The organism is Burkholderia cepacia ATCC 25416 (genome assembly GCF_001411495.1).
Classification (GTDB): Bacteria; Pseudomonadota; Gammaproteobacteria; order Burkholderiales; family Burkholderiaceae; genus Burkholderia; species Burkholderia cepacia.
The window spans coordinates 3,698,101-3,719,068 of sequence record NZ_CP012981.1 but is presented as its reverse complement, the minus strand read 5'-3'; the positions used below and the strand labels follow the sequence as shown (position 1 = coordinate 3,719,068).

The following is a 20,968-nucleotide window of genomic DNA, read 5'->3' as shown; positions in this document are numbered from 1 at the left end:
TCCGTTCCTTCGTCGATATCTGTGTCGATCGATAAAATAAATCAATTGACTGTGCCGCGCAACTTGCCACATTCTGTGCCGGTCGTTACATAAATGAGGAAAGGAACCGACATGAATCGACTTCAGGGCAAGCGTGCACTCATCACGGGCGGCAGCCGCGGCATCGGTGCGGCGATCGCGAAACGGCTGGCGGCCGACGGCGCGGACGTCGCGATTACCTACGAGAAATCGGCCGAGCGGGCGCAGGCCGTCGTTGCCGGCATCGAGGCGCTGGGCCGGCGCGCCGTCGCGATCCAGGCCGACAGCGCCGATCCGGTGGCCGTGCGCGACGCAGTGGATCGTGCCGCGGAGGCGTTCGGCGGTCTCGACATCCTCGTCAACAACGCGGGGATTTTCCGGGCCGGCGGGCTGGACGATCTCACGCTCGACGATATCGACGCGACGCTGAACGTGAACGTGCGCGCGGTGATCGTCGCGTCGCAGGCGGCGGCGCGGCATCTCGGCGAGGGCGGGCGCATCGTGTCGACCGGCAGTTGCCTCGCCACGCGCGTGCCCGATGCGGGGATGAGCCTCTATGCGGCGAGCAAGGCCGCGCTGATCGGCTGGACTCAGGGGCTCGCGCGCGATCTGGGCCCGCGCGGCATCACGGTCAACATCGTGCATCCGGGGTCGACGGATACCGACATGAACCCGGCCGACGGCGAACACGCCGGCGCGCAGCGTTCGCGGATGGCGATCCCGCAGTACGGCAAGGCCGACGACGTCGCGGCGCTCGTCGCGTTCGTCGTCGGGCCGGAAGGGCGGTCGATCAACGGGACCGGGTTGACGATCGACGGCGGCGCGAACGCGTGATCGCGTGATGGCGGGACGCCCGGTGTGAGTTGACCGGGCGGCGTTGCGTTCGTTATCGGCAGCCGAGCCGTTGATGCTCGGCTTCGAGATCGGCGCGCTTGTCGTAAGCGCGCAGTTCGTTGCGCAGCTTGCCGTCCGGGCCCATCCTGCGCACGACCTTCTGGCCGCGGTCGGGGGTGTGCGTCACGGCGTCGATGCCGGCAGCCAGTTCACGGCAGCGTGAGTCGGAGGAGGTTTTTTCCGGGCGCGGTGCCGCTGCGTTCGCGACGTTGGCGATGCCGGGGCTGACATAGCGCCGCTTCGCGGGCGCGGTGATAGTGTCGGCGGCGTTCGCCGTGCCGGTAATCGCGGAAAGCGCGGCGAGTGCCGCGATCGTTCGAATCATTACGGAAGTCCGGATGCTGAAGAAGGTTCGGAATTCTACGCAATGTCTGACGTGAGGCTGCGGCGATCGGGCAAGATGCGATCGTGTGTCGCAGGTGGTGCCGGCGGCTGAATGTTCCGCAGTTTGTCGGCGATGCCGGCCAGGCGGTGCGCACGCAGCAGTGCATGCGGAAAGCAAAAAGCCCGCTTGCTTTCGCAAAGCGGGCTTCGGTATTGGTTGCGGGGGTAGGATTTGAACCTACGACCTTCGGGTTATGAGCCCGACGAGCTGCCAGACTGCTCCACCCCGCGGCGCGAAGTGTACTTGGGCTGATGCCGAGAGTCAAACGATCTTTGATTTGTGTCGAATGGAAGCCGTGGTTCACCGGCAGGCTCGGCACGCATCGTGAAGGCCGCACAGAAGGGTGAGCTGCCCACGAAAGGCCAAACTTGGCCGATCGACAACGGTCGGTAGATCGTCAAAAATCACGATTCGCTCCGCACACCGTGAAGAGCCGTATTTGAATGAAAAAAATAATGGAGTAGGTTCGAATGAGCTTTCACACTCAGGTTTCGGTTCATCCGTTCGATGGTGAGCCGTTGAATGTTGCCAGTGTCCGTGAGGAACTCTTGAGGTTTCTTGACGAATATTCGCTAAGCCACGACGTATTGACCAACCTCACCGAAGCATGTGGTTCGGCTCTACCAACGTCAACTCTCTTCTTTCTGAACAGCATGGCGATCGTCATGCTGTTCGACAAGTTGGCTTCATGCCTGCCGAACGCGTCGTTCGCGGTAAAGGGCTCCGGCGAGGATCACCGCGATATATGGGTGCGAGAGTATGCCGACGGAGTGGCTACGTTCGAAGCCGGGCCGTTCGACGAGTAAGCTGGCGGCAGTCCAACATCGTCGCGCCTCGCCCGTCGCCGGCGGTGGGGCGGAAAGGGCGAGTTGGGGCGCGGCCAGTGTTGATGCGTTAGCGAGCTGACGCGATAACTGCGCGTCCGTGAGAGGTGTGGTTGGTATCTGCTGATACCAACGAAAATCGCAAGAGTCTCGGGTACGGCTGGGAGGCAGAGTGGCGCCAGACGGGGGCGAAGCGGGGAGATTCTTGTGAATCCGGGGGATGGCTGAGAGCTTGGCTGGTCCCCCCGACAGGAATCGAACCTGTATCTAGCGCTTAGGAGGCGCTTGTTCTATCCATTGAACTACGGGGAGCGCCATGTCCGGGTGCTCGCACAAAAAACGCGAACCGGACGGCAGTGTGGACAGCGCGCAGAGTATAGCAAACGCGCGGCGCGTCGGCGGGGTGGAATGCACGCCGACGCGCGCGATCGCGCAATCAGCCGCGATCAGAACATCGTCGAATCAGAAATCGACGACAACAAAATCTTCCTTGCCCACGTCGCACAGCGGGCAGCGCCAGTCGGCGGGAATGTCGGCGAAACGGGTGCCGGGTGCGATGCCTTCGTCGGGCAGCCCTTCCGCTTCGTTGTAGACCCACCCGCAAATCAGGCAGACCCAGCTCTGGTATTCGGTGACTTCGCTCATGTGGCGCTCGGTAAAAATGGAAATCCGGTGATGCCGTCCGCGGCCTGGCCGGCGGACGAAAGGCGCAATGGTACCGGAATTTCGCCGAACGGCTCCGCAACGTCGTTTTAAACGTACGCATCGCGAACAACGCAACCGGAACACGCATGCCGTACGTGCGGTGTATGCTTCCCGGGCTGTCCAACCATAAGGAGAATGCGATGCTGAACAAAAAGTGGATCGCGAGTGCGGTATGCGTGGCGGCGATGGCCGTGTCGACGGTCGCGCGGGCCGAGGCGCGCGTGTTTTTCGAAGCGCCGAGAGACGGCGCGACGGTGTCGAATCCGGTGCTCGTGAAGTTCGGGCTCGAAGGGATGGCGCTTCGGCCCGCCGGCGACATGACGCCGGATACCGGCCATCATCATCTGCTGATCGACGGCCGGCCGATTCCGAAGGGCGACGTGATTCCCGCTGGCGAACGTTCGCTGCACTTCGGCAAGGCGCAGACCGAAACCGAGCTCAGGCTGCCGCCCGGCCAGCACACGCTGACGCTGCAGTTTGGCGACGGCGCGCACCGCTCGTACGGTCCCGAAATGAGCTCGACGATCTCCGTGAACGTCAAGTAAGCACGCATATCCGCGAGGGCGGCCGTGCCGTCCTCGCGACGGAGTGAGCCCGCGCCAGCGGGCGCGGGTGCCCGCCGCACGCGCGGCACTCGACCTCCGGCAACCGGCCCGCGCGAGCGGTCCTGCACCTTATCCGTCCGGCCATACCGGTGCCGGCGCCCGCGACCGGTACAATGGGCGCTTCCGATTTCTCTCTTCGCCGTCTCCCCATGTCGCTCTATTCCATTACCGGCGCGCAGCTCGCGTTCGGTCACGTCGCGTTGCTCGATCACGCGGATTTCTCGCTGGAAGCCGGCGAGCGCGTCGGCCTGATCGGCCGCAACGGCGCGGGCAAGTCGTCGCTGCTGAAGATCGTCGCCGGGCTCGCGAAGCCCGACGACGGGCTGGTCACGCGCCAGCAGGAGCTCGTGACCGTCTATGTGCCCCAGGAGCCCGAATTCGAGCCGGGTGCGACGGTGTTCGATGCGGTCGCGTCGGGGCTCGCGCACACGCGTGAAGTGCTCGAAGAATACGACTCGATCGCGCACCGCCTCGCGGATACGCCCGAAGGCGCCGAACACGATGCGTTGCTCGCGCGAATGAACGCGCTGCAGTCGTCGCTCGACGCGCACGACGCGTGGAACTGGCGCACGCGCGTGTCGATGACGCTCGCGCAGATCGGCCTGGCGGACGTCGACGCGCGCGTCGACGCGCTGTCGGGCGGGATGCAGAAGCGGGTCGCGCTGGCGCGCGCGCTGGTGCTGCAGCCTGACGTGCTGCTGCTCGACGAACCGACCAACCACCTCGACTTCGACGGCATCCGCTGGCTGGAAGAGCTGCTCGTCGCGCAGCGTGCGGGCCTGCTGTTCATCACGCACGATCGCGCGTTCCTCGACCGCGTCGCGACGCGCATCGTCGATCTCGACCGCGGCCGGCTGTTGTCGTACCCGGGCAATTTCTCGGCGTACCAGACGCGCAAGGCGCAGCAGCTCGAAGTCGAGCGCGTGGAAAACGAGAAGTTCGACAAGCTGCTCGCGCAGGAGGAAGTGTGGATCCGCAAGGGGGTCGAAGCGCGCCGCACGCGCAGCGTCGGCCGCATCGCGCGGCTCGTGCAGATGCGCAACGAGCGCGCGGAGCGCCGCAATTCGCAGGGCAACGTGAAGCTCGACGTCGCGCAGGGCGAGAAGTCCGGCAAGATCGTCGCGGAGCTGACCGACGTGACGAAGCGCTACGGCGGCCGCACGGTCGTCGATCGCTTCTCGACGACGGTGATGCGTGGCGACAAGATCGGCTTCATCGGCCCGAACGGCGCCGGCAAGACGACGCTGCTCAAGCTGATTCTCGGCGAACTGAAGCCCGACGAAGGCACGGTGCGCACCGGCACGAACCTGCAGGTCGCGTATTTCGACCAGATGCGCGCGCAGCTCGACCAGGAAAAGAGCCTCGCGGATACCATCAGCCCCGGCAGCGAATGGGTCGAGATCGGCGGCGTGCGCAAGCACGTGATGAGCTATCTCGGCGATTTCCTGTTCGCGCCGGAGCGCGCGCGTTCGCCGGTGAAGTCGCTGTCGGGCGGCGAGCGCAACCGGCTGCTGCTTGCGCGGCTGTTCGCGCGTCCGGCCAACGTGCTGGTGCTCGACGAACCGACCAACGACCTCGACATCCCGACGCTCGAACTGCTCGAGGAGCTGCTGGCCGACTACGACGGCACGGTGCTGCTCGTCAGCCACGATCGCGCGTTCCTCGACAACGTCGTGACGTCGGTGATCGCGTCCGAGGGCGACGGCAAGTGGCGTGAATATGTCGGCGGCTTCACAGACTGGCAGATCCAGAGCGCGCGCGCGGATCAGCTCGCGCAGCAGGAAGCCGCGAAGCGTGCGGTGAAGGAAGCGGCGCCCGTCAAGGAGGAGCCGGCAAAAAGCGCCGCGGGCCGCAATGCGCAGCGCACGGTGAAGCTGTCGTTCAACGAGCAGCGCGAGCTCGATTCGCTGCCGGAGAAGATCGCCGCGCTCGAGGAGGAGCAGAGGACGATCAATGCCCGGCTCGAAGACGGTTCGATCTTCGCGAAGGATCCGCAGGAAGGCACGCGCCTGACCGAGCGGTTCGCGGCGATCGACGACGAATTGCTCGCGGCGCTCGAACGGTGGGAAACGCTCGAGGCGAAGCGCAAGCCGGCGTAATCCGCATGACGCGTCGCGCGGCCGGCGGCCGCCGCGCGCGATTGCGCGATTGGCGCGCCACGCGGAACCAGTAAAATACCGCGCGTCCCGGGCAGCGCAGCCAACGCCGCGCGCCCGCTTTCGGAGCAGTCCAAGCACACCGTTGTTTCGATTCGCTTTTTTACGGAACTCAACGTTTTGTCCACGACGTTATCCACACGAGGTGTGGACAACGTCCCGATGAATGACGAAATTCAGCGCCTATGTCAACGAAGAAACCCAGCGCGGCCTATAGCGAAGCATCGATCAAGGTGCTCAAGGGTCTCGAGCCGGTCAAGCAGCGGCCCGGCATGTACACCCGTACCGAGAATCCGCTGCACATCATCCAGGAAGTCATCGACAACGCGTCCGACGAAGCGCTCGGCGGCTACGGCAAGCAGATCACGGTCACGCTGCACGCCGACCAGTCGGTCTCGGTCGAAGACGACGGCCGCGGCATCCCGTTCGGCATGCACCCGGAAGAGGGTGTGCCGGTCGTCGAGATCGTATTCACGCGCCTGCACGCGGGCGGCAAGTTCGACAAGGCCGCGGGCGGCGCCTATACGTTCTCGGGCGGCCTGCACGGCGTCGGCGTGTCGGTGACGAACGCGCTCGCGACGCGCCTCGACGTCACCGTCTGGCGCGACGGCAAGATCGCGGAACTCGGCTTCGCCGAAGGCGATGTGGTGAAACCGCTCGCGACGCAGGGCGCGGGCCGCGGCGAAAAGAAATCCGGCACGCGCGTGCAGGTGTGGCCGAATCCGAAGTACTTCGACTCGCCGAACCTGCCGCTCGGCGAGCTGCAGCGCCTGCTGCGCTCGAAGGCCGTGCTGCTGCCGGGCGTCGAGGTCGTGCTCGTCAACGAAAAGAGCGGCGAGCGCCAGACGTGGAAATATGAAGACGGCCTGCGCGGCTACCTGCTCGACGAAATGAACGGCAGCGAGTTGCTGATCCCGTTGTTCGAAGGCGAGCGTTTCGCCGATTCGCGTTCGGGCGACGACACCTTCGCCGAAGGCGAGGGCGCGTCGTGGGTCGTCGCCTGGAGCGAGGAAGGTTCGCTCGTGCGCGAGTCGTACGTGAACCTGATCCCGACGCCGGCCGGCGGCACGCATGAATCCGGCCTGCGCGACGGTCTCTACCAGGCGGTGAAAAGCTTCGTCGAACTGCACAACCTGCAGCCGAAGGGCGTGAAGCTGCTCGCGGAAGACGTATTCGCGCGCGTGTCGTTCGTGCTGTCGGCGAAGGTGCTCGATCCGCAGTTCCAGGGGCAGATCAAGGAGCGCCTGAACAGCCGCGACGCGGTGAAGCTCGTGTCGTCGTTCTCGCGTCCGGCGCTGGAGCTGTGGCTGAACCAGCACGTCGAGCACGGCAAGAAGCTCGCCGAACTCGTGATCAAGCAGGCCCAGGCGCGCACGCGCGCGGGCCAGAAGGTCGAGAAGCGCAAGAGCTCGGGCGTCGCGGTGCTGCCCGGCAAGCTGACCGACTGCGAAACCGAGGACATCACGCGCAACGAGCTGTTCCTCGTCGAGGGCGACTCGGCGGGCGGTTCCGCGAAGATGGGCCGCGACAAGGAATACCAGGCGATCCTGCCGCTGCGCGGCAAGGTGCTGAATACCTGGGAAACCGAGCGCGACCGCCTGTTCGCGAACAACGAGGTGCACGACATCTCGGTGGCGATCGGCGTCGATCCGCACAGCCCCGATGAAAGCGTCGACCTGTCGAACCTGCGCTACGGCAAGATCTGCATCCTGTCGGACGCGGACGTCGACGGCTCGCACATCCAGGTGCTGCTGCTCACGCTGTTCTTCAAGCATTTCCCGCAACTGATCGAGCGCGGCCACGTGTGCGTCGCGCGGCCTCCGCTGTTCCGCGTCGATGCGCCGGCACGCGGCAAGAAGGCGGCGCAGAAGCTCTATGCGCTCGACGAGGGCGAACTGGAAGCGATTCTCGACAAGCTGCGCAAGGACGGCGTGCGCGAGACGCAATGGAGCATCAGCCGCTTCAAGGGGCTCGGCGAAATGAGCGCCGAGCAGCTGTGGGATACCACGATGAACCCCGACACGCGCCGCCTGATGCCGGTGAAGCTCGGCGAACTCGACTACGAGGCGACCGTCGCGCGCATGACGATGCTGATGGGCAAGGGCGAGGCAGCCGCGCGACGCGGCTGGCTCGAGGAAAAGGGCAACGACGTCGAAGCGGACATTTAAGCCGGGAATCCGCGCGGCCGGGCATGACGCCCGGCCCGGCCTCACGCCACTTACGAATACGGAATTCAGATGGACGACAACACCTCCGATCTCTTTGCCGACTCCGGCGCGCCAGAGAGCGATGCGCTGACGCTCGGCAACTACGCGGAGCAGGCGTATCTCAGCTACGCGGTCAGCGTCGTGAAGAGCCGCGCGCTGCCCGACGTGTGCGACGGCCAGAAGCCGGTGCAGCGCCGGATCCTGTTCGCGATGAACGAAATGGGCCTCGGCCCGGACGCGAAGCCGGTGAAGTCGGCGCGCGTCGTGGGCGACGTGCTCGGTAAATACCACCCGCACGGCGACCAGTCGGCGTACGACGCGCTCGTGCGTCTCGCGCAGGATTTCTCGCTGCGCTATCCGCTGATCGACGGGCAGGGCAACTTCGGCTCGCGCGACGGCGACGGCGCGGCGGCGATGCGATACACCGAAGCGCGGCTCACGCCGATCTCGAAGCTGCTGCTCGACGAGATCGACCAGGGCACGGTCGACTTCATGCCGAACTACGACGGCTCGTTCGAGGAGCCGAAGACGCTGCCGAGCCGCATGCCGTTCGTGCTGCTGAACGGCGCGTCGGGTATCGCGGTCGGTCTCGCCACCGAAATCCCGTCGCACAACCTGCGCGAGGTCGCGGCGGCGGCGGTCGCGTTGATCCGCAATCCGAAGCTCTCGCATGCGGAGCTGATGAACCTGATCCCCGGCCCGGATTTCCCGGGCGGCGGCCAGATCATCTCGAGCGACACGGAAATCGCGGCGGCCTATGAAACCGGCCGTGGCAGCCTGAAGGTGCGCGCACGCTGGAAGATCGAGGATCTCGCGCGCGGCCAGTGGCAACTGGTCGTCACCGAGCTGCCGCCGAACACGTCGGGCCAGAAGGTGCTCGAGGAAATCGAGGAGCTGACGAACCCGAAGCTCAAGCTCGGCAAGAAGACGCTCACGCCCGAGCAGCTCAACACGAAGAAGGCGATGCTCGACCTGCTCGACGCGGTGCGCGACGAGTCGGGCAAGGAAGCGGCGGTGCGGCTCGTGTTCGAGCCGAAGTCGCGCACGATCGACCAGACGGAATTCGTGAACACGCTGCTCGCATACACGAGCCTCGAGTCGAACGCGACGCTGAACCTCGTGATGATCGGCGCCGATGGCCGGCCGGGCCAGAAGGGCCTGCTGACGATCCTCGACGAATGGGTGAAGTTCCGCCAGCTGACGATGACGCGCCGTTGCCGCCATCGTCTCGCGAAGGTCGACGACCGCATCCACATCCTCGAAGGGCGGATGATCGTCTTCCTGAACATCGACGAGGTGATCCGCATCATCCGCGAGTCGGACGAGCCGAAGGCCGCGCTGATGAGCGCGTTCGGCCTCAGTGAACGGCAGGCGGAAGACATTCTCGAAATCCGGCTGCGCCAGCTCGCGCGGCTCGAGAAGATCAAGATCGAGAAGGAACTCGAAGCGTTGCGCGACGAGAAGGCGAAGCTCGAGGAGCTGCTCGCGAACGAAAACGCGATGAAGCGGCTGATGATCAAGGAGATCGAGGCCGACGCGAAGCAGTACGGCGACGATCGCCGCACGCTGATCCAGCAGGAAAAGCGCGCGACGTTCGAGGCGAAGGTGGTCGACGAACCGGTGACGGTGGTCGTGTCGCAGAAGGGCTGGGTGCGTGCGCTGAAGGGCCACGGGCTCGACCCGGCCGGCTTCACGTTCAAGGCCGGCGACCATCTGTACGCGGCGTTCCAGTGCCGCACGCCGGACCGCCTGATCGCGTGGGGCAGCAGCGGCCGCGTGTACTCGGTCGACGTGTCGGTGCTGCCGGGCGGGCGCGGTGACGGCGTGCCGGTCACGTCGCTGATCGAGCTCGAATCGGGCTCGCACCTGATGCACTACTACGCGGCGCCGGCCGACCAGCAACTGCTGCTCGCGTCGAGCAACGGTTTCGGCTTCCTCGCGAAGGTCGGCGACATGGTGAGCCGCGTGAAGGCCGGCAAGTCGTTCATGACCATCGATGCGGGCGCGGTGCCGCTCGCGCCGATGCCGGTGCTGCCGAACGCGACGCAGGTCGCGTGCCTGTCGAGCGGCGGCCGCCTGCTGGTGTTCGGGATGGACGAGATGAAGACGCTGTCCGGCGGCGGTCGCGGCGTGATCCTGATGGCGCTCGACGACAAGGAAACGCTCGTTCAGGCGCTCGCGATCGATCCGGCCGGCGTCGTGCTGATCGGTACCGGCCGCGGCGGCAAGGCGCAGGACGAGACGCTGTCGTACGCGGGGCTGGCGCCGCACGTCGGCAAGCGCGCGCGCAAGGGCCGCGCACCGGAGACGAAGCTCAAGGTCGTCAACGAGCTGCGTCCGCTGCTCGGCTGACGCGACGCACGATCGATCGGCCGGTTCGGCCGTGATCGAAGGCCGCACCTCCGCTTCGGCGGGCGTGCGGCCTGTTCTTTTTGAGCGGGGATTCGGGTAAGCAAGCGTGGCGCTGTCACGCGGAACTTGCAAAATAGTGTGAAATCGCGCCTGGGGTCTGAACCGGGCGGCGACAATCCGGTCGAACGTCGCTCGATGCCGCGTGCGACGCGGCCGTTCGCCGTACCCCACTCCTCACAGGATTGCCGTCATGTCCCATGCTGTCTCCGTCGCGCTGTTTCTTCATCTGCTGGCCGTCGCCGTGTGGGTGGGCGGGATGGTCTTCGCCAACTTCTGCCTGCGTCCGGCGCTGTCCGACCTGTCGCCGCAGCTTCGGTTGCCGCTGATCGAAGGCGTGTTCGGCCGCTTCTTCAACTGGGTGTCGGGCGCCGTGATCGTGATCCTGCTGTCCGGCGGCTTCCTGCTCGTGGAATTCGGCGGCGCGCACGCAACGTGGTCGCTGCATGCGATGGCCGGGCTCGGCGTCGTGATGATGCTGATCTTCGGGCATATCCGGTTCGCGCTGTTCCCGCGCATCCGTCGTGCGGTGCAGGCGCAGAAGTGGCCCGACGGCGCGCGCGCGGTGAATACGGTGCGCCTGCTCGTCCTCGTGAACCTCGTGCTCGGCGTCGTGACGATCGGCGCGGCGGTGTTGTCGCGCGGTTTCTGACCTGTCGGTGCCGGCCGGCGCGCAGCCGCCGGCGCATCGGCCTGCGTCGCTACGCGGCCAGCATCGCATCGAGCAGCCATGAGCCGACCGGGCCGAGCGGCCGGTTGCGCGACCAGACCGCATCGACCCGCACGCGGCGCGGCCAGCCGCGCGCACGCAGTTCGCACAGGCGATCGCGCGCAAAGTGGTCGACCATCCAGCGCGGCAGTTCGGCCCAGCCGAACCCCTGCACGGCCATCTCCAGCAGCATCAGGTAGCTCGGCGCCAGCCAGTGGTGCGTGCCGACGACGATCCGGTCGCCGGTGCCGCGACCTTCCGGTTTCACATAGGTATTGAGGCGCAGTTCGCGCACGTCGCGCAGCGCGGCGTGCGGCACGTCGGCGTCGCCGTATTCGGCGAGCGCGTGCATGCGGCCGACGAACAACCCGATCTCCGATTCCTCCGCGATCGTCGCCGCGCCGATGTCGGCCGGGTAGGCCGCGCGCGCGGCCATCAGCCCGAGCTGCGCGCGTCCCTGCTGGATCAGGTCGAGCACGTCGTCGTGCTCGGCGATCTGGCATTCGAACTCGAGCGCCGGAAAGCGCCGCTCGAGTGCCATCAACGTTTCCTCGTAGCGCTTCGACTGGTACGTATCGGACACGACGAGCGTCAGCCGCGCTTCCTCGCCGCGCGCGAGCCGCGCGGCCGTGCGGTCGATTGCCGCGCCGGCCTCGAGTGCGCGCTGCACCTGCGGCAGCAGCGCCCGCCCGGCGTCGGTCAGCGTCGGCGCGCGCGTCGAGCGGTCGAACAACTGCACGCCGAGATCGATCTCGAGGTTCGCGATCGCCTCCGACACGGTCGACTGGCGCTTGCCGAGCTTGCGCGCGGCGGCCGTGAACGAACCGAGCAGCGCGGCTTCGGCGAATGCGAGCAGGGCTTCGGGGGCGTGGCGCATGCGGCGCTCCTGATGGCGTTATATCGGAAAAACCGATGATATCAAACTGGATTCATACGGTTGTGCCGATCAAAATGGCGGCCATCAACGAAGCAGACGAATCGGAGGGAATCATGAAACAGGTCAACAAAACGGTGACGGAACGGTTGCTGCATGCACTGACGTTCGAACTGGTCGCGATCGCGCTGTGCGCGCCGCTCGGCGCGTGGCTGCTCGACATACCGGTGTCGCACGTCGGTGTGCTGACGGTGATGGTGTCGCTGATCGCGATGGCGTGGAACATGGCGTTCAATACGCTGTTCGACCGCGTCGAGCGACGCGCGGGGTGGTCGCGCACGCTCGGCGTGCGGATCGCGCATGCGGCCTTGTTCGAGCTCGGCCTCGTCGTGCTGGTGGTGCCGGTCGCCGCGTGGTGGCTGAACGTGAGCCTCGTCGAGGCGCTGCTGCTCGACCTCGGTATCGTGCTGTTCTTCCTGCCTTACACGTTCGCCTTCAACCTTGCGTACGACGCGCTGCGCGCCCGCTGGATGGCACGCCGGGTCGCGGTGCAGGCAGGGTGAGGACGGGCGAATGCCGGTCAAGGCCGACGGGGCGGTGGCGGCCGCCCGTCAGCGCGCGGCGGCCCACAGCCACACGCCGCACGCAACCGCGACCGTGCCGTACACGGCATAGACGGGCACCTTGAAGCGCGCGAAGCAAAGCGTCGCGAAGGCGCCTGTCAGCCAGTAAACGGGGTCGGCCGGTTCGCGGTGCAGGATCCTCACGACCGCGACGACGAGAAAACCCGTGGTCGCCGCGCGCAGCAGGCGCATCCCGTGCTCGAAACGCGAATGGCGCTTGAGCCGGGACAGATGGTTCTGCGCAAACACGACGAGGCAGCCCGACGGAATGAACAGCGCGGCCGTCGCGAGCAGCGCGCCGACCCAGCCGTCGGTCAGGTAGCCGAGAAACGGCACGACGTTCAGCAGCGGCCCGGGCGCGACGGGCGACAGCGCGAACGCAAGCGTGAAGTCGTGATCGGAGATGCCGGTTGCCGGCGTGACGAACAGCGTCTTGAGCACGGGCAGCGCGGAAAAGCCGCCGCCGAACAGCGTCATGCCGGCGCCGGCGAGGCGCGGCCACAGCAGCGTCGCCTGGTAATCGCCGGGCAGCGGCACCGCGAACAGCGTGACCAGCACGCCGAGCAGCACGAGCAGGTTGCGGTCGCGGGCCGACAGCGTGAAATCGACCGCGTCGCGCTGCGGCGGCCCGGTCAGCCAGCCCGCCGCGAATGCGGCGAAAAGAATCCCGACGAAAGCGGCCGGATTATGCGCGAAAGCAAGCAGAATCGTCGACAGCGCGGCGATCAGCTGTTCGCCCCGTGTGCGCGCGAGCGAGCGCAACTGCTTGACCCACGTCACGCCGATCAGTGCGGCGAGCACCATCCCGAAGTGATTGATCAGCATCGGCGCCGCCAGCGAGCGCACGAATGGCGTGCGATAGAAGATCGCGAACAGCGTCATCAGGATGGAGAAGGGCAGCACGCTCGCGATGCCGGCAACCCATGCGCCGACGCGGCCATGCAGTATCTGGCCGACCTGTACCGCCACGTTGCAGCCTACGGGGCCCGGCACGAGCCAGGCCAGCGCGACGAGATCGCCGAATACGTGAGGCTCGATGCGCTGCAGCCGCTCCACGTAGTGGCGTTCGAGCTGCGCCATCATCGAAAGCCCGCCCCACGAGACCGCCGAAATGCTGGCGACGACCTTGAACAGGTCCCACAGGGAAGCCTGTGCCTGTTCGACATCAGCGGTCGCTTCGATTTCGACGGTTGTCATCTTGGTGGTATGGGCTCGGGGCCCGATCTCTCGCGTATGGCCATGCCGGCGGCCCGCCGACACGTTGCCCCTCCCGATTGTCCGCCGCGCATCGTGACACGACCATGAGCGAAAACGCTAGTTCATGAACCGGACAATCGGATCGGAAAACGAAACAATGACGGTGCACGCCACGCCCGCCACGGCTACGGTGCGCTTACGCGCCCGTGCTGCCCGTCGCGCGGTGCGCGATCACGTTCGGTGAATCGCTGCGCACGCCGAAGCGTGCGATCAGCGCGGGAATCGCGTCGGCCGGCACCGGTCGCGAGAACAGGAAGCCCTGCGCCTCGATTTCGCCGAGCGCGGACAGCCACGTGATCTGCTCCTCGGTTTCCGTGCCCTCGACGACGACGGTCAGCCCGAGCGAGCGCGCGAGATGCACGATCGACGACACCATCACGCACACGCTGCGATCGTTCGGGATCGCCTGCACGAACGAGCGGTCGACCTTCAGCGTGTCGACTGAGAAGCGGTGCAGGTACGACAGCGACGAATAGCCGGTGCCGAAATCGTCGAGTGCGATCCGGATGCCGAGTTTCTTCAGTGCGACGATCTTCTCGGACACGAGCTCCGGATATTCCATCATCGCGGTTTCGGTGATCTCGATTTCGAGCCGGTTCGCGTCGATGCCGGTTTCCTGCAGCGTGCTCGAGATCGTCTCGATCAGATCGCCGCGCCAGAACTGCACCGGCGAGATGTTGACCGCGAGCGTCAGCGTATCGTGGCCCTCGTCGCGCCAGCGTGCGATCTGCTCGCACGCGGTACGGATCACGAAGTCGCCGATCGGCACGATCAGGCCGGTCGATTCGGCAATCGAAATGAATTCGTTCGCGGAGATGATCCCGTGCTCCGGGTGATCCCAGCGCGCGAGCGCCTCGAAGCCGGTGATGTGGCGGTGCGTGAGGTCGATCTTCGGCTGGTACGCGAGAAACAGCTGCCCCTCGGCGAGCGCGACGCGGAGTTGCTGCTCCCAGCGCATCAGGTGGTCGGCGCGGTGCGACAGGTGCGGCGCGTAGAACTGGTAGCAGTTCTTGCCGGCGTCCTTCGCGCTGTACATCGCGAGATCGGCCTTCTTCAGCAGGTCGATCTCGCTTTCGTTCGCGACCGTGTGCAGCGCGATGCCGATGCTCGCGTGCAGGACGAACGAGCTGCCGCGCACGTCGAACGGCTCGCTGAACATCCGGATGATCGCTTCCGCGAGCCGCACCGCGCGCCGCTCGACGTCGTCGCCCTTCATCACGACGACGAACTCGTCGCCGCCGATCCGCGCGAGCGAGCCTTCGTCGCCGACCGCATCGGCCAGGCGCGACGCGGTCATCTGCAGCACGATGTCGCCGGCGTTGTGGCCGAGCGTGTCGTTGACGGTCTTGAAGTTGTCGAGGTCGATGAACAGCAGCCCGAGCCGCGACAGGCTCGTCGGCATCGACACGTCGTTGCGCAGCCCGCGCAGCGTCGCATAGCGGTTCGCGAGGCCGGTGAGCAGGTCGTATTCGGCGAGCTGCGTCATTTCCCGCTCGCGGCCGAGCAGCTTGCCGATCAGCCCCGTCGCGACGCCGAAGAACGCGAGCATCGCGAGCGTGATGAAGCTCGTCATCAGCAGGTAGACGTTGCGCGTGTGGTAGTAGTCCGCGAATTCCTCGGTCTGCGACAGCCCGACCATCACCGCGAGCGGGTAGCCGTCGAGGTGGCGGTACGACACGATGCGCGTCACGCCGTCGATCGGGTCGATGATCGTGCCCGTCACGCGCTCGGCGATCGGGTAGACGCCCGACGCCGAAAACGCGCCCGGCGCGTTGCTGACCGAGCCCGTGCGCCGCGCGAGCACGCCGCCCGTATCGGACACCACCGCGATCACGCCTTCCTTGCCGATCGCCGCGTTGTTGTAGAAGTCGTTCGTGAAGTAGCTCGGGTCTTCCGACACGACGACGATGCCCGCGAAGCTGCCGTCCGGGTTGTTCAGGCGGCGTGTCATCTGCAGCGTCCAGTGGCTCGATACGCGGCCGAGCACGGGCTTGCTGATGAAGAGGCGGTCGTCGTTGTGCGCGAGGTGGACCTTGAAGTGCTCGCGGTCGGACAGGTTGATCGGCTGCGGATGCAGCTCGGCCGTGTTCGCGAACAGGATGCCCTTCGCGTTGACGAGCGACACCTGGATCAGCGTGTCGCTCGGCACGACGCCTTTCTCGACGGCGCTCGCGAGGTTGAAGCGCGCGGGGGACTTCTCGAATTCGAACTTGACGAAGCGGGTGATCTGGTCGACCTGGTGGATCGCCTTGACCGTATGCTGCTCGAGCGCGGAGGACAGGATCGCCGCGGAAGCCGCCGCCTCCTTGTAGGCGCTGTCCTTTTCCACCGAGAGACGCGCGATGATCACAGCCCACAGCAGCGCAAGCGCCAGCATCCCGAGCAGCGGGATCGCAAATAGCGCACGCCGGCGCGATTTGCGCGGCGCGCGAAGCGGCCGGGTCGGCGGCGTGTGGTTGGACCGGGCGGAGCTCATCGAAGAGGGTGGCGTCCTGCTCGCGTGCGCCATCCGTCAGGATGGCTGGCTATGGTTCGGGTTGTCCCGACGTCTGTTCGTTCGCGGGACACGCAACCATGGACAGACCTCCGAAACAACGGATTAGGCCCGATATTACTGGCTGGAACGTTTTTGCGATAGTTGGGCGAAGCGTAGGGGGCGCCGGGCGGGCCGGCGCCATCGCACATCGCGAAATGTCACACGGGTGACAGGAAGGTGCCGTCGACGACCGTGACGACATGGCCGCCGATCCAGGTGGTGCCGTCTTCGGCATAGCTGACGAAGATGCGGCCGTCGCGGCCGATCGCCGTACCCTGGCGGGCCGTATACGACGGGCCGGGGGGGCGCTCCTGCCGCGTCAGCAGCCCCGCCAGTGCGGCGTTTGCGCTGCCGGTGACGGGATCCTCGCCGAAGCCGAAGTTGCCGCCCGTCATCAGGCAGCGGATTTCGAACGTCGCGGGGCCGCCTTCGGCGTGCGGTGCGTAGACCGCGAGGCCGTCCATGCCGTAACGGTGCGTGAGCGCCTCCAGCGCGGCCGGATCGGGCGACAGGCCGATGCATGCGTCGGCCGACTTCAGCCGCACGACCAGCCACGGCGCGCCGTTGTCGACCGCGCACGGCTCGGCTTCCAGGTCGATCGCGTCGCTGCGCAGCGCGGCAGCCAGCGCCGCGTAGTCCGAACGGTCGAGCGGCGTGACGCGGGCCGGCGGCGCGGCGAACGCCCAGCCGTCGGCCTGCTCGCGCAGCGCAACCAGACCGACCCCGCACTGCTGGATCAGCCGGCCCGGCGTCCGCGGCCGCGCGCCGCTTTCCAGGAACGCATGCGCGGTGCCGAGCGTCGGGTGGCCGGCGAACGGCAGTTCACCGGCCGTCGTGAAGATCCGGACGCGGTAGTCGGCTTCCGGATCGGTCGGCGTGCAGACGAACGTGGTTTCCGACAGGTTCGTCCAGCGGGCGATCTCGAGCATGGCGTCGTCGCCGAGCGAATCGGCGTCGAACACCACGGCGAGCGCGTTGCCCTTGAACGGCACCGACGTGAACACGTCGACCTGCTTGAAGCGGACGAGACGGCCGGGCACTGCGTTGCGCCCGTTACGCAACTTCGGCGATCAGCTCGATCTCGACGCACGCGCCGAGCGGGATCTGCGCGACGCCGAAAGCCGAGCGTGCGTGCTTGCCCGCGTCGCCGAACACTTCGGCGATCAGTTCCGACGCGCCGTTCGTCACGACGTGCTGTTCGGTGAAGTCGAGCGTCGAGTTGACGAGGCTCATCAGCTTGACGATGCGCGTGACCTTGTTCAGGTCGCCGGTGTGCGCGTGCAGCGTCGCGAGCAGGTCGATCGCGATCGAGCGCGCGGCCGCCTTGCCGTCTTCCGTCTGAAGATCCGCGCCGAGCTTGCCGGCCCAGACCTTGCCGTCCTTCTTCGCGATGTGGCCCGACAGGTAGACCGTATTGCCGCTTTGCGCGCTCATCACGTAGGCGGCGGCCGGTGCGCCGGCGGTCGGGAGCTCGATGCCGAGCGACTTCAGCTTGTCGTAGACGTTAGCCATGGATTCGATTCCTCGTAGAGAGTCGTGACAGGAAAAAGGGGATCAGAGGCGCTCGCGCAGCAGCTTGCCGAGGCGAGCGACGCCTTCCTCGATCTTCTCGGGCGGCACCGTCACGAACGACAGGCGCAGCGTGTTCTGCTGCGCGTTGTCCGCGAAGAACGGCGCGCCCGGCACGAAGGCGACGTGGTTGTCGACGGCCGCGGCGAGCAGCTTCATGCTGTCGATCTGCGCGGGCAGGTTCACCCAGATGAACATCCCGCCTTCCGGCCGGTTCCACGTGACGCCTTCCGGCATGTGGCGCTCGAGCGAGCCGAGCATCGCGTCGCACTGCGCGCTGTACAGCTCGCGGATCGTCGGGATGTGCTCGTCGAGGAAACCGTCCTTGATCACTTCGTGCGCGATGCGCTGCGTGAGCGTCGGCGTATGCAGGTCGGTGGCCTGCTTGGCCTGCACGAGCTTGAAGTGGAGTTCCTCGGGCGCAATGATGTAGCCGATCCGCAGGCCCGGCGCGAGCACCTTCGAGAACGTGCCGAGGTGCACGATATGATCGGGCGCCATCGACAGCATCGTCGGCAGCGGCTCGCCGCGGTAGTTCAGCGCGCCGTACGGATCGTCTTCCAGCACCGGGAACGGGCTCGACTGCGCGAACGCGGCGAGCGCGCGGCGGCGCTCGACGGGCAGGCGGCGGCCGGTCGGGTTCTGGAAGTTCGGCTGCGCGTACAGCAGGCGCGCGCCTTGCGTGAGTTCCGGCGTCAGGCCTTCCGGCAGCAGGCCCTGCTCGTCGGTCGGCACCTGCACGTAGCGCGGCTCGTACAGCGAGAACGACTGCAGTGCGCCGAGGTAGGTCGGGGTTTCGACGAGGATCGGGCTGCCCGGATCGACGAGCGCCTTGCCGAGCAGGTCGAGCGCCTGCTGCGAGCCGGTCGTGATCAGCACCTGCGACACGCGCACGCTATAGCGCTCGGCGATCCATTCGCGCAGCGGCAGGTAGCCTTCGGTTGCGCTGTACTGGAGCGCGGCGGCCGGCGCGTCGCGCAGCACGCGATCGGCGGCGGCGCGCATGCGTTCGGCCGGGAACGTCGCGGGGGCGGGCAGGCCGCCGGCGAACGAGATGACCTCGGGGCGTTCCGTGACCTTCAGGATTTCGCGGATCGCAGAGCTCGTCAGCTTGCGGGCGCGTTCGGAAAGCTGCCAGTGCGGCGGATGCAGGTCGCTCGGATTCATAGTCTCCTCGTTCGGATATCGTGGTCAGTCAAGAAAGGTCGTTCGGGCAAATCGCTTCGACGCTGCCGGGTGGGCATGCGCGAGCGCGATCGAGCCTTCGCGGCCGGGTGGGCAAAACCGATCAGGCAAAACGTCCATTATGGCGCACCTGTTCAGCCGGCGCGAGCCGGTTGCGCGGCCGTGGCGACCGCCGAGCGGCGCCCGAGCACCACGGTGGCGATCACCGCGGCCGCGAACAGCCACGTGGACGACGTGACCGTTTCGCCGAACAGCAGCGCGGAAAAGGCGATCGTGAAGAAAATCTGCAGCAGTTGCACCTGGCCCACGCGCGCGATGCCGCCCATCGCGAGCCCCGCGTACCACGCGAAAAAGCCGATGAATTGCGAAAAGAGGGTCACGTAGCCGAAGGCGAGCCACGTGCGCAGGGCGAGCGGGCCCGGATGCGCGGCATGCTGCATCCATGCGAGCCAGCCGACCGGCAGCACGAGGAACGGCGCGGACACGACGAGCGCCCAGCAGATCACCTGCCAGCCGCCGATCTGGCGCGCGAGGCGCGCGCCTTCCGCATAGCCGAGCGCGCCGATGCCGACCGCGACGAGCATCAGCGCGTCGCCGGCCTGCACGGTGCCGCCGCCGTCGCGCAGCGCGAACGCGATCACGAGCGCGCTGCCGGCCACCGCGCTGGCCCAGAACGCCTTCGACGGCCGCTCGTGCGACAGCCATGCCGCGTACAGCGCGACGAACAGCGGCTGGAGGCCGTTGACCACCGCGCCGTGCGACGCCGGTACCGATTTCATCGCCCACGCGGAGAACACCGGATACGCGATGATCACGCCCGCCGACGTGATCGCGAGGCTTTTCAGTTGCGCGCGGGTCGGCAGCGGCTCGCGGCGCCACCACAGCAGCAGGCCGGCCGGTACGGCGGCGGCGAGCGCGCGGCCGAGCCCGTTGAGCAGCGGATGGAGTTCGAAGACGACGATCCGCGTCATCGGCAGCGTCAGGCTGAAGATCATGACGCCGATGAGGCCGAGCAGCATGCCTCGGGTTTCGCGCGAATTCATGGGGTAAGTGTCTCCGTGTTGCCGGTATTGGGGTGGGGGCGGGGCGGCGGGAGCTCAGCGCAGCGTGCGCGGGCCCTGCGGCGTGTCGAATTCGGCGACGAGCGCGGGCGGGCCGTCGGCGGCTTCGAGGTCGAGCAGATGGGCGGCGCCGAGCCAGTCGAGCTGCTCGCGGACAGCGTCGGCACGCGGGTGGATGCCCTTGAGCGCCTTCAGCGCGATGCCGTTATCCGGCAGCGACTCGGCCGGGTGGCGCGGGCTGTCCCACTGGATCAGCGACGGCACGAGCCCGTCGCCCGCGCCTTGCCACGCGGGGAATGCGCCGTCGTCGGGCACGGTGAGGCCCCAGCTCAGGTCGCCGCGCCGCATCGCGACGACCGGCGCGATGCGTGCCGGGTACTGGCTCTGCCACAGCGCGAGCTGGCGCGGACGGTCGACGCGCGCGACCCAGTGCGCGAGAAACGGGCCTTGCGCGAGCCGCGCTTGCATGGCCGGCTCGTCGAGCGCGAACAGCCGGGCGCGCGGCGGCTCGGCGCCGTCGTTCGGCGCCGGCGCGTCGGGGTCGATCGCGATCACCTCGAGATACAGCCCGCCCCACGCGCCGAACAGCGCATTGTGGGTCCGCATCAGCGGGTGGCGGCCGCCGCCGGCCGGTTCGATGCCGAGCGCGTCGGCGACATGGCGTACGCCTTCGTTGAGCGTGCGCGCGGCGATCACGAGATGGTCGAGTGTCAGGGAGCGGGCTGGCATGAACGTCGGTTGGGAAGCGAAAGTGTCATGGTGGGCAGGCGAGGCGCCGGGCGGTGGCCGAACCGGCCGGCGTACCGGCCGCGATGCGGGCCGGTGGGCGCTGTGCCGGGTGCGGCGGTGCCGGAACGGCAGCCGCACGGTCGCCAGTCCGGTCAACTGTAATCGTCGCTACCGGCACAGTAACGGTACAATCGGCGCGATAGCCTTCGGTACAGTTGGAGC

18 protein-coding genes and 2 tRNA genes are annotated in these 20,968 nt (G+C 67.0%); 8 read left to right on the top strand and 12 right to left on the bottom strand.

Translation table 11 applies throughout. The features are described 5' to 3' along the window. The first annotated feature begins 111 nt into the window (after nt 1-111). Nucleotides 112-852 (top strand): SDR family NAD(P)-dependent oxidoreductase, encoded by a 741-nt coding sequence (locus tag APZ15_RS17190; RefSeq protein ID WP_027786779.1) that lies wholly within the window; start codon nt 112-114, stop codon nt 850-852. A 52-nt stretch (nt 853-904) separates the two neighbouring features. Here the strand turns inward: APZ15_RS17190 and APZ15_RS17185 are convergent, their stop codons facing one another. Continuing rightward, nucleotides 905-1,237, bottom strand: a complete 333-nt coding sequence (locus APZ15_RS17185) for a hypothetical protein (RefSeq protein ID WP_027786780.1) — start codon at nt 1,235-1,237, stop codon at nt 905-907. Between the two features lie 213 nt (nt 1,238-1,450). Then, nucleotides 1,451-1,527, bottom strand: a tRNA-Met gene (locus APZ15_RS17180). A 240-nt stretch (nt 1,528-1,767) separates the two neighbouring features. On the opposite strand from APZ15_RS17180, the gene APZ15_RS17175 reads away from it, so the two are divergent. Beyond that, nucleotides 1,768-2,103 carry a hypothetical protein gene (locus APZ15_RS17175; RefSeq protein WP_048025383.1) on the top strand — a complete coding sequence of 112 codons (336 nt, stop codon included), beginning with the start codon at nt 1,768-1,770 and terminating at the stop codon, nt 2,101-2,103. A 255-nt stretch (nt 2,104-2,358) separates the two neighbouring features. Here the strand turns inward: APZ15_RS17175 and APZ15_RS17170 are convergent. Together APZ15_RS17170 and APZ15_RS17165 are read right to left on the bottom strand one after the other, a co-directional pair. Beyond that, a tRNA-Arg gene (locus APZ15_RS17170) sits at nt 2,359-2,433 on the bottom strand. A gap of 150 nt (nt 2,434-2,583) precedes the next feature. Beyond that, on the bottom strand, nt 2,584-2,766 hold the full coding sequence (locus tag APZ15_RS17165; RefSeq protein WP_006398668.1) for a rubredoxin: 183 nt from the start codon (nt 2,764-2,766) through the stop codon (nt 2,584-2,586). 200 nt (nt 2,767-2,966) lie between these two features. On the opposite strand from APZ15_RS17165, the gene APZ15_RS17160 reads away from it, so the two are divergent. From APZ15_RS17160 to APZ15_RS17140, 5 genes are all read left to right on the top strand, one after another. Next, complete coding sequence (locus APZ15_RS17160) at nt 2,967-3,371, top strand: DUF4399 domain-containing protein (protein ID WP_027786782.1); 405 nt, start codon at nt 2,967-2,969, stop codon at nt 3,369-3,371. 209 nt (nt 3,372-3,580) lie between these two features. After that, entirely contained in the window at nt 3,581-5,530 is a 1,950-nt protein-coding gene (locus APZ15_RS17155; RefSeq protein ID WP_027786783.1) for an ATP-binding cassette domain-containing protein, read from the top strand. Between the two features lie 242 nt (nt 5,531-5,772). Continuing rightward, nucleotides 5,773-7,755 carry a DNA topoisomerase IV subunit B gene (parE, locus tag APZ15_RS17150; protein WP_027786784.1) on the top strand — a complete coding sequence of 661 codons (1,983 nt, stop codon included), beginning with the start codon at nt 5,773-5,775 and terminating at the stop codon, nt 7,753-7,755. Nucleotides 7,756-7,824: 69 nt separating this feature from the next. Continuing rightward, on the top strand, nt 7,825-10,146 hold the full coding sequence (parC, locus tag APZ15_RS17145; RefSeq protein ID WP_021158533.1) for a DNA topoisomerase IV subunit A: 2,322 nt from the start codon (nt 7,825-7,827) through the stop codon (nt 10,144-10,146). Nucleotides 10,147-10,396: 250 nt separating this feature from the next. Then, nucleotides 10,397-10,855, top strand: a complete 459-nt coding sequence (locus APZ15_RS17140) for a CopD family protein (protein WP_021158534.1) — start codon at nt 10,397-10,399, stop codon at nt 10,853-10,855. Nucleotides 10,856-10,904: 49 nt separating this feature from the next. Here APZ15_RS17140 and APZ15_RS17135 read toward each other — a convergent pair whose 3' ends face one another. After that, a complete protein-coding gene (locus APZ15_RS17135; RefSeq protein ID WP_027786785.1) occupies nt 10,905-11,789 on the bottom strand; it encodes a LysR family transcriptional regulator in 885 nt (294 codons plus the stop codon). 113 nt (nt 11,790-11,902) lie between these two features. On the opposite strand from APZ15_RS17135, the gene APZ15_RS17130 reads away from it, so the two are divergent. Continuing rightward, the gene (locus tag APZ15_RS17130) at nt 11,903-12,349 is read left to right on the top strand and encodes a multidrug/biocide efflux PACE transporter (protein ID WP_027786786.1); all 447 of its coding nucleotides are present in this window, start codon (nt 11,903-11,905) and stop codon (nt 12,347-12,349) included. Nucleotides 12,350-12,397: 48 nt separating this feature from the next. Here APZ15_RS17130 and APZ15_RS17125 read toward each other — a convergent pair whose 3' ends face one another. The 7 genes from APZ15_RS17125 to APZ15_RS17095 all read right to left on the bottom strand — a co-directional run bounded on the left by APZ15_RS17125 (nt 12,398) and on the right by APZ15_RS17095 (nt 20,746). Continuing rightward, on the bottom strand, nt 12,398-13,606 hold the full coding sequence (locus APZ15_RS17125; protein ID WP_027786787.1) for a chromate transporter: 1,209 nt from the start codon (nt 13,604-13,606) through the stop codon (nt 12,398-12,400). Nucleotides 13,607-13,802: 196 nt separating this feature from the next. Further along, entirely contained in the window at nt 13,803-16,142 is a 2,340-nt protein-coding gene (locus APZ15_RS17120) for a bifunctional diguanylate cyclase/phosphodiesterase (protein ID WP_027786788.1), read from the bottom strand. 218 nt (nt 16,143-16,360) lie between these two features. Next, nucleotides 16,361-17,242, bottom strand: coding sequence for a PhzF family phenazine biosynthesis protein (locus tag APZ15_RS17115; protein WP_027786789.1), 882 nt, complete (start codon nt 17,240-17,242; stop codon nt 16,361-16,363). 13 nt (nt 17,243-17,255) lie between these two features. Beyond that, a complete protein-coding gene (locus APZ15_RS17110; RefSeq protein WP_006478174.1) occupies nt 17,256-17,714 on the bottom strand; it encodes a RidA family protein in 459 nt (152 codons plus the stop codon). Between the two features lie 42 nt (nt 17,715-17,756). After that, nucleotides 17,757-18,938, bottom strand: a complete 1,182-nt coding sequence (locus APZ15_RS17105; protein ID WP_021158541.1) for an aminotransferase-like domain-containing protein — start codon at nt 18,936-18,938, stop codon at nt 17,757-17,759. A gap of 152 nt (nt 18,939-19,090) precedes the next feature. Then, entirely contained in the window at nt 19,091-19,999 is a 909-nt protein-coding gene (locus APZ15_RS17100; protein WP_027786790.1) for a DMT family transporter, read from the bottom strand. Nucleotides 20,000-20,053: 54 nt separating this feature from the next. Then, entirely contained in the window at nt 20,054-20,746 is a 693-nt protein-coding gene (locus APZ15_RS17095) for a VOC family protein (RefSeq protein ID WP_027786791.1), read from the bottom strand. Nucleotides 20,747-20,968: the final 222 nt, after the last annotated feature.